This is a genomic window from Mycolicibacter sinensis, from assembly GCF_001667945.1.
In the GTDB taxonomy this organism is placed as follows: domain Bacteria; phylum Actinomycetota; class Actinomycetes; order Mycobacteriales; family Mycobacteriaceae; genus Mycobacterium; species Mycobacterium sinense_B.
On record NZ_LZJK01000088.1, the window covers coordinates 1 to 11,400 of the forward strand.

Annotated in this window: 11 protein-coding genes; 7 read left to right on the forward strand and 4 right to left on the reverse strand. The window is 70.1% G+C overall.

Going from position 1 to position 11,400, the window contains the following annotated elements; genetic code table 11:
- Positions 1 to 174: 174 nt before the first annotated feature.
- Positions 175 to 639 carry a tRNA (cytidine(34)-2'-O)-methyltransferase gene (locus A5694_RS12500; RefSeq protein ID WP_064922158.1) on the reverse strand — a complete coding sequence of 155 codons (465 nt, stop codon included), beginning with the start codon at positions 637 to 639 and terminating at the stop codon, positions 175 to 177.
- Positions 640 to 882: 243 nt separating this feature from the next.
- On the opposite strand from A5694_RS12500, the gene A5694_RS12505 reads away from it, so the two are divergent.
- The 5 genes from A5694_RS12505 to A5694_RS12525 are packed head-to-tail and all read left to right on the forward strand — an operon-like array spanning position 883 to position 5,601.
- A complete protein-coding gene (locus tag A5694_RS12505; protein ID WP_064922159.1) occupies positions 883 to 3,642 on the forward strand; it encodes an ATP-binding protein in 2,760 nt (919 codons plus the stop codon).
- On the forward strand, positions 3,639 to 4,085 hold the full coding sequence (locus tag A5694_RS12510; protein ID WP_064922160.1) for a roadblock/LC7 domain-containing protein: 447 nt from the start codon (positions 3,639 to 3,641) through the stop codon (positions 4,083 to 4,085). Before A5694_RS12505 ends, A5694_RS12510 begins: the two co-directional genes overlap by 4 nt.
- 10 nt (positions 4,086 to 4,095) lie before the next feature.
- Positions 4,096 to 4,476 carry a DUF742 domain-containing protein gene (locus A5694_RS12515; protein ID WP_064922167.1) on the forward strand — a complete coding sequence of 127 codons (381 nt, stop codon included), beginning with the start codon at positions 4,096 to 4,098 and terminating at the stop codon, positions 4,474 to 4,476.
- A complete protein-coding gene (locus tag A5694_RS12520) occupies positions 4,454 to 5,032 on the forward strand; it encodes a GTP-binding protein (protein WP_064922161.1) in 579 nt (192 codons plus the stop codon). Before A5694_RS12515 ends, A5694_RS12520 begins: the two co-directional genes overlap by 23 nt.
- On the forward strand, positions 5,029 to 5,601 hold the full coding sequence (locus A5694_RS12525) for a pentapeptide repeat-containing protein (RefSeq protein ID WP_064922162.1): 573 nt from the start codon (positions 5,029 to 5,031) through the stop codon (positions 5,599 to 5,601). Before A5694_RS12520 ends, A5694_RS12525 begins: the two co-directional genes overlap by 4 nt.
- A gap of 2 nt (positions 5,602 to 5,603) precedes the next feature.
- On the opposite strand, the gene A5694_RS12530 is transcribed toward A5694_RS12525, so the two are convergent.
- Positions 5,604 to 8,309 (reverse strand): ATP-binding cassette domain-containing protein, encoded by a 2,706-nt coding sequence (locus A5694_RS12530; protein ID WP_064922163.1) that lies wholly within the window; start codon positions 8,307 to 8,309, stop codon positions 5,604 to 5,606.
- 78 nt (positions 8,310 to 8,387) lie between these two features.
- Positions 8,388 to 9,572: an NADH:flavin oxidoreductase gene (locus A5694_RS12535; protein WP_064922164.1), complete on the reverse strand. Its 1,185-nt coding sequence runs from the start codon at positions 9,570 to 9,572 to the stop codon at positions 8,388 to 8,390.
- A 71-nt stretch (positions 9,573 to 9,643) separates the two neighbouring features.
- Here A5694_RS12535 and A5694_RS12540 point away from each other — a divergent pair, with 71 nt between their 5' ends.
- Both A5694_RS12540 and A5694_RS12545 read left to right on the forward strand, forming a co-directional pair.
- Positions 9,644 to 10,492: a bifunctional methylenetetrahydrofolate dehydrogenase/methenyltetrahydrofolate cyclohydrolase gene (locus A5694_RS12540; protein WP_064922165.1), complete on the forward strand. Its 849-nt coding sequence runs from the start codon at positions 9,644 to 9,646 to the stop codon at positions 10,490 to 10,492.
- Entirely contained in the window at positions 10,489 to 10,782 is a 294-nt protein-coding gene (locus A5694_RS12545; RefSeq protein ID WP_165604341.1) for a DUF3017 domain-containing protein, read from the forward strand. The genes A5694_RS12540 and A5694_RS12545 overlap by 4 nt, the downstream gene beginning before the upstream one ends.
- A gap of 12 nt (positions 10,783 to 10,794) precedes the next feature.
- Here A5694_RS12545 and A5694_RS12550 read toward each other — a convergent pair.
- Positions 10,795 to 11,400, reverse strand: a 606-nt coding sequence (locus A5694_RS12550; RefSeq protein ID WP_082952642.1) for a class I SAM-dependent methyltransferase, incomplete at its 5' end; no start/stop codon positions are given.

The window sequence follows — 11,400 nt, forward strand, 5'->3', positions numbered from 1 at the left end:
GACGGCAAGCGGCCTAGCCCGCCGATTGCCCTGCGCGGCACCGAGAGTCAGGGAGGTGTCGAGCAACGCGGCCGGTCACAGCCGCGCCCGGGTGCACACGTCGTCGCTCCCAGAGGGCGAAACTTCTGTGTGCTGGCGGCGCCGCGGTCGGGTGTGGCGATCGAGCGCGGGGGACTACAGCCCGCCGGCGAATCCGTGCTGGCGCCACGCCTCGTAAGCCGCGACCGCGGCGGCGTTGGACAGGTTCAGCGACCGCCGGCCGGGCAGCATCGGGATGCGCACCTGCTCGGTGATGTGCGGATCGGCCAGTGTTGCCGCATCCAGGCCGTCGGGCTCGGGACCGAACATCAGCACGTCCCCGGCTTGGTAGCGCACCTGCGCGAACGAGGTTTGCGCGTGGGCGGTGAAGGCGAACACCCGGGCCGGCATCAACGCCGCCCAGGCATCGGCCAACGACGGGTGCACGGTGACCACCGCCAGGTCGTGATAGTCCAGCCCGGCGCGGCGCAGTTTGGGTTCGGACAGATCGAAGCCCAGCGGCTCCACCAAATGCAGCTCGGCGCCGGTGGCCGCCACCATCCGGATCGCGTTGCCGGTATTGGGCGGGATGCGCGGCGAATAGAACAGCACCCGGAACACGCAGCCGAGGTTACGGCTACCGGACACGAAACCATCTCGGGAGCTGTGCCTTTTCGGTAAAGGCTATGGTGATGGCACGCGCAGACTGTCATACTCGTCGAATTGCCGACGTAGGACGGCCTAGATCAAGGCGGGTCTCACACCGCTAAGGGTTCAGCGGGTGCGATGTGCCGGAAGCTTGCGATGAATGAAGGCGCAGACGGTGAATTTCAGCCGAGCGGTCGGTGAGCCGGCCGTCGAGCGGTGACGCTCTTCGACCACCCGCACGGGGTGGACGCCGCGCTCGACGACTATGAAGAACAGCCCGAAGTAGTGGCGGCCAAACGCCCGTCGCGGTGGTCGGTGCGCAACTGGCCGGTGCGGTGGAAGGTGCTGGCGATCGCGCTGCTGCCGATGCTGCTGGCCGGGGTCTTCGGCGGGCTGCGGATCTCTAGCGCGCTGTCGGAGGCCAACCGGCTCCGGCTGGTCGCCGACCGCGCCGAGATGGTCCCGGCGATCACCCACTACATGTCGGCGCTGGGCGATGCGCTGGTCGCCGCTTCCTCCGACGGCGACGCCGAGGGCGCCCGGAAGAACTTCGAGAACCGCAAGTACGAGCTGGCCTCGCGGCTGTCGCACACCGACGTCGCCGCCGACGTGCGGTCCGGGGTGGGCACGCTGATCGAACGCGGCCAGGGGCTGCTGGATCTGGTGACGACCACCGGGGTGGGTTTGCGCGAGGAGGTGACCGGCTACGCGCCGATTCTGCTGACCGCCGAGGACGCCATCACCGGCTCGGTGCGGGTGGACAGTGAACGGATCCGGTCGCAGACCGAGGCCCTCAGCCGCGCCGTCGGCGCCCGCGGTCAGATGATGATGCAGGAACTGCTGGTCAACCGGGGCGGTGAGCTTCCCGACCCGGAACTGCGCAGCTCGATGATGACCTTGGCCGGCACCGAGCCGTCGACGCTGTTCGGGATGAGCGAGGTGCTCGGCGTCGACTCCCCGGACGCCAAGTCCTTGCAGCAGCAGCTGGTGACCCGGATGGCGATCATGTCCGATCCGGAGCAGGTGCTGCCCAACAACCCGGTGCTGCGGGAGTCGATCCGCACCACCGACCAGATCGCCGCGCGGCTGATCGCCGAGAACACCGGGGCGGTGACCAAGGCGGTGGAGGACCGCGCCGCCGACCGGCGGGCCGCCGCCTTCCGCGACATCGCGCTGGTGGTGGCCGCCATCGTCGCCGCCCTGCTGGCGGTGTGGCTGGTGGCGCGCTCGCTGGTGCGGCCGCTGCGCACCCTGCGCGACAGCGCGTTGCAGGTCGCGCACACCGACCTCGAACACGAGATCGCCCGGGTGCGCGCCGGCGACGAACGCGAACCCGCGCCGCTGCCGGTCTACACCACCGAGGAGGTCGGTCAGGTCGCCCACGCGGTTGACGAACTGCATGCCCAGGCGCTGCTGCTCGCCGGTGATGAGGCCCGGCTGCGGCGTCTGGTCAATGAGATGTTCGAGACGATGTCGCGGCGCAACCGGTCCCTGGTCGACCAGCAGTTGGCGCTCATCGACCGGCTGGAACGCAACGAAGACGACCCGGACCGCCTGGAGAGCCTGTTCCGGCTGGATCACCTCGCCGCCCGGATGCGGCGCAACGGCGCCAACCTGCTGGTGCTGGCCGGCGCCCGGGTGCCCCACGAGCGCGGCCGGTCGGTCTCGCTGGCGACGCTGATCAGCGCCGCCGCCTCCGAGGTGGAGGGCTATCACCGGGTGCAGACGGTGCTGGTGCCCGACATCACGGTGATCGGCGCCGCTGCGGCCGACGGCGTGCACCTGCTCGCGGAGTTGATCGACAATGCGCTGCGCTATTCGGCGCCGACGGAGCCGGTGCGGGTGGTGGCCGGTTTCGAGAACGACGGCGGGGTGGTCGTCGAGGTGGTCGACGTCGGGTTGGGGATGACCGACGCCGACCTGCGGATGGCCAACATGCGGCTGGCGTCCGGCGGCGAGTTCAGTCCGGAGAACGCCCGCCACATGGGTCTGTTCGTGATCTCCCGGCTGGCGCACCGCCACGGCATCGAGGTCCGGCTGTTCCCGGCGTCGCAGGGGTCGCGGGGGATCACCGCCGAGGTGTACCTGCCGCCGCACCTGCTGACCCACCAGAGTGCCGAGGAACCGGCCCCGCCGCAGCACCCGACGTTCCCCGCGCCCGCCGCGCCGCCCCCGTCCTACGCGCCCGAACCCGCGGCCTACCAGCCCGGCGAGTCCGAGCCGTACCCGCAGCCCGAGGACACCGACCCCGGCCCCGTCGTCTCGCTGCTGCCGCGCCGCACCCCGGGCTCCAGTGGCATCACCGGGGTGCCCCTCGACCAGGAGCAGCCGCCGGCTGACGCCGGCCGGGGGCGTCGCGAACTGCCGCAGCCCTGGTGGGAGGCCGAGGACCACGACCAGGGGCCGGAACCGGCCCACGCGGACTTCGGCGAGCCCGAACCGGTGCCCGAGAGGACATCTCCGGCAGACACTTCTGCTTACTTCGCGGCCCGGGCCCGGGTCGAGAGCGCCGCGAACGACCCCGACACCGACACCATCTATCAGCGGATGCTCTCCGAAGCGCTGGGCAGCGACCCCAACGACCCCGACCTGCGCGCCGATCTGGACTGGCAGTCGGTGTGGGACCGCGGTTGGTCAGTGGCCGCCGAGGTGGAGAACATCCCGGTCGTCGCCCACACCGAGCACGGCCTGCCGGTCCGCGAACCCGGCGCCCGCCTGGTGCCCGGCTCGGCCGACCCCGAGACACCCCCGGAGTATCCGGGCGATCCGGCGCGCCCTGCGGCCGACACCGACGAGCCGGTAGCATCCAACGGCGTGCCGCACGGGCCCGCCTATGCGGCACCGGAGCGGGATCCCGCGGCGATCCGCGCCTCGATCAGCAGCCACTTCAGCGGGGTGCGCGCCGCCAGGTCGCACGCCCGGGAAACCGGCCTCGAGACTGGCCTCGACACCGATCAGGGACGAAACCAGCAATGACTTTCCCCACCGACAACAGTGAACAGCGGCGTGCCTCCGAAAGCTCGCTGGACTGGCTGGTGACCAACTTCGCCCGCGAGGTGCCCGGGGTGTCGCACGCGGTGCTGGTGTCGGTCGACGGGCTGACGGTCGCGGCCAGTGAGCATCTGCCCAAGGAACGGGCCGACCAGCTGGCCGCGGTGGCGTCCGGACTGGCCAGCCTGGCAAGCGGAGCGGCCCAGTTGTTCGAGGGCGGCCGGGTGCTGCAGTCGGTGGTGGAGATGGAGCACGGCTACCTGCTGCTGATGCGGGTCGGGGACGGCTCGCATCTGGCGACGCTGGCCAGCGCCTCCTGCGACATCGGCCAGATCGGCTACGAGATGGCGGTGCTGGTGGAACGGGTCGGCGCGGTGGTGCAGTCGGCGCGCCGGGCGGCGCCGTCGTCGCCGGGCGGCCGCTCGTGAGGTGTCGGTGATGGACACTCCCGAGAGCCCGGAGGCCCTGAATACTGAAGCGCATCTGGTACGCCCGTATACGCTGACAGCCGGTCGGACCCACACCGACGTCAGCCTGCCGCTGGAAGCCTCGGTGCAGACGTTGCGGGCGGCGCACCCCAACCAGTGGCCGGCCAGCGACCCGCGGGGCCGGATCGTCGAGCTGTGTGCGATGGGCCCGTCGGTCGCCGAGATCTCCGCTCGGCTGGACTTGCCGCTGGGTGTTGCGCGCGTCCTGGTGGGGGATCTGATCACCTCGGGTTACCTTCGGGTGCGGCGCACGCTGAACGAGGCGTCCACCCGGGACGAACGCCGAGAACTGATAGGAAGGACGCTTCGTGGCCTACGAGCGCTCGGCTAGCCGCGACACGGCGTCGACGAAGATCGTCATCGCGGGCGGGTTCGGGGTCGGCAAGACCACGTTCGTCGGCACGGTCTCGGAGATCATGCCGTTGCGCACCGAGGCGCTGGTCACCGACGCCTCGGCCGCCGTCGACACGCTGGAACCCACCCCGGACAAGCGGACCACCACGGTGGCGATGGACTTCGGCCGGATCACCCTGGCCGACGACCTGGTGCTGTACCTGTTCGGCACGCCCGGCCAGCGCCGGTTCTGGTTCATGTGGGACGACCTGGTGCGCGGCGCGATCGGCGCGATCATCCTGGCCGACTGCCGCCGGTTGCAGGACAGCTTCGCCGCGGTGGACTTCTTCGAGCATCGCAACCTGCCGTTCCTGATCGCGGTCAACGAGTTCGACGGGGCACCGCGCTATCCGGTGGCCGCGGTGCGCAAGGCGCTCACCTTGCCCGAGCACATTCCGGTGATCACCGTCGACGCCCGCGACCAACGGTCGGCCCGCGACGCGCTCATCGCGATCAGCGAATACGCACTGGCGAGCCTGGCGCCGCACGCTTGAGCGCGGCACCGGAGTGGACCGACCGTGAGTTTGTCGGTCACGACTTCCGCGACGAGGACTTCTCGCGGCTGCACACCGAGCGGGTGGTGTTCGACGAATGCGACTTCAGCGGCGCCAATTTCGCCGAGTCGCAGCACCGCGGGTCGGCGTTCCGGAATTGCCGGTTCGCGCGGGCCTCGTTGTGGCACAGCGAGTTCGTCCAGTGCAGCATGCTGGGGTCGCTGTTCGTGCAGTGCCGCATGCGACCGCTGGTGCTCGACGATGTGGACTTCACGCTGGCCGGGCTCGGCGGCAGTGACCTCCGTGCGGTGGATTTCAGTGGCTGCCGGCTCCGCGAAGCCAATCTGGTGGAGGCCGACCTGCGCAAAGCGGTGCTGTGTGGGGCTGATCTGACCGGCGCCCGCACCAGCAGCACCCGGCTGGATGAGGCGGATCTGCGCGGCGCCCGAGTCGATCCGACGCTGTGGACCACCGCGTCGCTGACCGGCACACGCATCGACATCGCCCAGGCGATGGCGTATGCGGCCGCCCACGGGTTGCGGTTGGACAGCGAGCCCGACGAGCGCTGAGCTCAGCGCTTGAGCCGGATCTTCCACCACACGACCACGCTGTAGAACACCGACAGCAGCGCCAGCATCGCCATGTCGAGCAAGAAGATGCCCTTGGTGTGGTCCCACAGGTGGTCCTTGGGGATCTGCGGCACGTTGACCAGCTTGTTGAAGTCGATGGCCGAGGCGCCCGCGGCGTAGCCCCACCGGCCCGGAGTCACCCAGGCGGCCTGGGCCAGCCCGATGCGCCCGGTCACCGGGATCATGCCGCCGGCCAGCACCAGCTGCGACATGATCGACACCACCAGCATCGGCATGATCTGCTCGTTGGACTGCGCGAATGACGACAGCGCCAGACCCAGGATCGCCGAGGCCACACAGGTTCCGGCGACCGCGAGGAACAAGTCGAAATTCACGCTGCCGAACATCACCGCGCCCTGCGTCGGACCGCCTTTGCCCAGAATCACGATGATGGTGGCGATCGCCCCCTGCGCCGTGGCGAACGCGCAGAACACTGCGACTTTGGCCAGCAGATAGGCCATCGTCGACAAGCCCACGGCCTGTTCTCGCTTGAAGATCGGGCGTTCCCCGATCAGGTCTCGAATGGTCAGCGCGGTGCCCATGAAGACTGCGCCGATGATGAGCAGCACCATGATGTACTGCGGTTCGGTCGGTGCGTCGGGCCCCGGCATGCCCAGGCCGCCTTTGCCTTTCACGGTCAGCGACAGCGCGCCCACGATAAAGGGCAGCACGCCCAAGAAGATCGAATAGCCGCGGTCGGAGACGATCAGCCGCACCTGCCGGCGCGCAATCGTCGACAGCTGTTTTCGCAGGCTCTCCGCCGGCGGGCTGCCCAGGTCGGCCGGCGGTGTCGAGGGGACCTGGGCGGCGGCGGCACCCCGGTGGCCGCCTTCCCGCTCCAGGAAGCGCCGATTGGCCTCGTCGGGGTCGGCGCCCACGTTGGCGAAGATGTCGGCGTAGTTGTCGGCGCCCATCGCGGTGAACACTTCCTTGGGCGGACCGCAGTAGGCGGTCTTGCCGCCGGGCGCCACCAGCAGGATCTGGTCGCAGACATCCAGATAGGACACCGAGTGGGTGACCACCAGCACCACGCGGCCGGCGTCGGCCAGCCCGCGCAGCATCAGCATCACCTGGCGGTCCAGCGCCGGGTCCAGGCCGGAGGTCGGCTCGTCGAGGATCAGCAGCGACGGCCCGGTCAGCAGCTCCAGGGCCACCGACGCGCGTTTGCGCTGGCCGCCGGAGAGCTTGTCCACCCGGGTGTCGGCATGCTTGGTCAACTCGAGTTCCTCGAGCACCTGGGCCACCGCCCGGTCGCGGTCGGCCTTGGTGCTGTCGGGCGGCAGCCGCAGCTCGGCGGCGTAGCCCAGCGCCTGGTTGACGGTGAGCTGCCGGTGCACCACGTCGTCTTGCGGCACCATCCCGATCCGGCTGCGCAGTGAGGCGTACTCGGTGTGGATGTTGTGGCCCTCGAAGGTGACCGCACCGGCCGTCGGTTTGGTGTAGCCGGCGATCAGCCGCGACAGCGTCGTCTTGCCGGCACCGGACCCGCCGATGATCGCGGTCAGGGTGCCGGGCCGCGCGGTCAACGAGATGTTGTTGAGCAGCCGCTTGCCGCCCTCGACGTCGAAGCAGACGTCGCGAACTTCAAGCCCTCCAGATTTCGAGGCGGCTTCGGTGCGGCGCAGCAGAGTGCCGCCGGTGAACTCCAGGTCGACGTTGCCGATGGTGACCACGTCGCCCTCGGTGAGGATCGCCGAGCCGATTCGGACGCCGTTGACGAAGGTCCCGTTGATGCTTCGGCTGTCACGGATCTCGGTGCCCAGCGGGGTCGGAATCAGCATCGCGTGGTGGCGCGAGGCCAGCACATCGGAGATGACGACGTCGTTGTCGGTGGCCCGGCCGATGGTCAGTGCACCGGCCGGTGCCTCCGGCGGCGCGGCGGAACCCGGCCGCAGGATGTCGATCATCTTGGTGGCGAGGTTGCCGACCTCCGGCGGCTTTGCCGCCACCGGCGCCATCCGGGTGGACGGCTGCCGCGGCGGAAATCCCTCGGCCGGCGCCGACGGCGGCGCGGGCGGTTGGGCGGGCGGTTGGTAGCCGGGCCGCAGTGCGGCCTCGCCGGGTGCGGAACCGGCCGGGCTGAGCGGGCCGACCGGACCGGACGGATATGCCGGCTGCCGGTGGGTGGGAGCCGCCGGCTGATGCGGCGGCGGGCCGGGCCGGTACGGCTGCTGGACGCCGGCGTGCCCGGCCGAACGCGGATCCGGGTAGTGCGCCGGATCGGGATGCTCGGGACGGGAGGGCCAGCCCTGCTGTTGCGGTGGCCGGCCCGGGCGTGCGATACCCGGCTGCGGCAGCTGAATGGAGACGGTCTGCGGCGGGCGCCCGGCCTGGCCCTGGTGCCGGCCCACCTCGAAGGACACCCGCGGCCCGTCCGGGTTGCCGAGGTTGACGGCCTGGCCGTCGCGGATGTCGATCACCGGCACCCGCTGACCGTTGACGTAGATGCCGTTCAGGGAGCCGTTGTCGATCCCCAGCCACCTGCCCTGCTCGAAGCGCAGCAGCAGGTGCGCGCGGGAGACCAGGGGATGGGGGATGCGGATATCGGCGCGCAGGTCACGCCCGATGACCACATCGTGGCCTGCGGAGAACGTGCCTTGCGACCCGTCGTAGCGCACGGTCAGCACCGGCGGAGCAGGGTGACTCATCGGATCAACTGTATCGGGCGGACGGATGTGGCGGCCCGCCCACTGCGCCGCGAGTCGGCGCGGATCGCCGGCGGATCGTCAGCGCAGCGCGTCCGGCGCGCCGGTGACCACGCAGTGGGTGCGCTGATAGATCGTGGGCATGCACTGGTTGCAGTGAATGCACTCCGACTCCGTCGCCGGCTCGGCGGCGATCCGGTTGATCAGGTCCGGTTCGGCCAGCAGAGCCCGGGCCATCGCGACGAATTCGAAGCCCTCGGCCATCGCCTGATCCATGGTCTGGCGGTTGGTGATGCCGCCCAGCAGGATCAGTGGCAGCGACAGCTCGGCGCGGAAGAGCCGGGCATCGCGCAGCAGATAGGCGTCGTGATAGGGGTATTCGCGCAGGAACTTGTTGCCGGTCATCCGCATGCCCCAGCGCAGCGGCGGGGGAAAGACGCCGGCGAACTCCTTGACCGGAGCGTGCCCGCGGAACAGGTACATCGGGTTGACCAGTGAGCTGCCCGCGGTCAGCTCCAGGGCGTCCAAGCCACCGTCGTCCTGCAGCCACTTCGCGGTGGTCAGCGACTCATCGAGGCTGATGCCGCCGCGCACCCCGTCGGACATGTTCAGCTTCGCGGTCACCGCGATCTGCCCGCCGACGGCCTTGTGGACCGCCTGCACGATTCCGCGGGCCACCTTGGCGCGGTTGGCCAGCGAGCCACCGAACTCGTCGGAGCGGCGGTTGATCAGCGGCGAGAGAAACGAACTGGCCAGATAGTTGTGGCCGAGGTGGATCTCGACGGCGTCGAAGCCGGCGTCGAGCGCGTAGCGGGCGGCCTCGGCGTGCTGGGCGATGACCTCGTCGATGTCGTCGCGGGTGGCCTTCTTGGCGAACCGCATGCCGATCGGGTTGAAGAACCGCACCGGCGCCAGGGCGCGCGCCTTGTTGGAGCGGGCGTCGGCGACCGGGCCGGCGTGACCGATCTGCGCGCTGACCGCCGCGCCCTCGGCGTGCACGGCGTCGGTGAGCCGGCGCAGCCCGGCGACGGCCTCCGGGCGCATCCACAGCCCGTCGTCGGAGGTGCGGCCGCCGCGGGAGACCGCGCAGTAGGCGACGGTGGTCATGCCCACCCCGCCGGCCGCCGGCAGCCGGTGGTATTCGATCAGGTCGTCGGAGACCAGCGCACCAGGCGTGCGGTTCTCGAATGTGGCCGCCTTGATGACCCGGTTGCGCAGCGTGAGCGGACCGAGCTTGGCGGGACTGAAAACGTCGGGGGTCGGCATATCGGGAGCTTAAGCCGCGTGAAGCGGGTCGTGATCGTTGGCACCGCCGCCGGGCGTGCCAGACTATCGGCGTGGGTGCGATCACGTTGGACGGCAAGGCCACGCGCGACGAGATCTTCGTCGACCTCAAAACCCGGGTGGCTGCGCTGGCCGCCACGGGCCGTACGCCCGGGCTGGGCACCATCCTGGTCGGCGACGACCCCGGCTCACACGCCTACGTGCGCGGTAAGCACGCCGACTGCGCCAAGGTCGGCATCACCTCGATCCGCCGCGACCTGCCCGCCGACGCCAGCACGGCGCAGCTCAACGACACCATCGACGAGCTGAACGCCAACCCCGACTGCACCGGCTACATCGTGCAACTGCCGCTGCCGGGCCACCTGGACGAGAACGCCGCCCTGGAGCGCGTCGACCCGGCCAAGGACGCCGACGGGCTGCATCCGACCAACCTGGGCCGGCTGGTGCTGGGCACCCCGGCGGCGCTGCCGTGCACCCCGCGCGGGATCGTGCACCTGCTGCGCCGCTACGAGGTGCCGATCGCCGGTGCCCACGTGGTGGTGATCGGTCGCGGCGTGACGGTCGGCCGTCCGCTGGGGCTGCTACTGACCCGCCGCTCCGAGAACGCCACGGTCACCTTGTGCCACACCGGAACCCGAGACCTGCCGGCGTTGACCCGGCAGGCCGACATCATCGTCGCCGCGGTCGGGGTGCCGCACATGCTCACCGCCGAGATGGTGCGCCCGGGGGCGGCCGTCGTCGACGTCGGTGTCAGCCGCACCGACGCCGGGCTGGTCGGGGACGTGCACCCAGACGTGTGGGAGGTGGCCGGCCACGTCTCGCCCAACCCCGGCGGCGTCGGGCCGTTGACGCGAGCGTTCCTGCTGACCAACGTCGTCGAACGGGTCGAGAACGCACTGTGAACCCGCTGACGCAGGTCCGCGCGACGCTGATCCGGCAGTGGCCGATCGTGCTGGTCGGCCTGATTTTCGTGGCGGCGTTCGTGCTGGTCGGGGCGAACTTCTGGCGGCGCGGGGCGCTGCTGATCGGGATCGGCACCGCGGTGGCCGCCGCGCTGCGGCTGGTGCTGAGCGAGGACCGGGCCGGGCTGCTGGTGCTGCGCGACCGGGGACTGGACTTCGCGACAATGACGACCGCGGCGACGGTGATGGTCTACATCGCCGCGACCATCGACCCGCTGGGGACCAGCTGACGCCGCGACCGGCTACTTGACCAGCGTGAACTGGTTGACGTCGAAGCGGCCGGCCCGGAATTCCTCGGCACAGCCGGTCAGGTAGCGCATGTAGCGCTGGTAGACCTCGTCGGACTGCAGCTCGATGGCCTCGCACTCGTGCTCCTCGAGAGCCTGCGCCCAGTGATCGAGCGTCATCGCATAGTGCTGCTGCAGCGACTGGATGCGGTTCACGGTGAACCCCACCTTCTGGGCATGCTCTTTGACCAGACCGACCGACGGCAGCTGACCGCCGGGGAAGATCTCGGTCATCAAAAAGATCTGAAAATCGGCCAGCTCGGGCGTCAGCGCCATGCCGTGGTCGAGGATCTCCTGCGGGGACAAGCCGCAGATGGTGTGCAGCATCAGCACGCCGTCGGCGGGCAGTGCCTGGTGGGCCATCGTGAAGAAATCGTCGTAGCGGTCGTAGCCGAAATGCTCGAACGCCCCGATGGACACGATCCGGTCGACCGGCTCGTCGAACTCCTCCCAACCGGCCAGCAGCACGCGTCTGCTGCACGAGGTGTCCATCGCGGCAAACATCGACTCCACATGGACGGCCTGGTTCTTGCTCAGCGTCAGGCCGATCACGTTCACGTT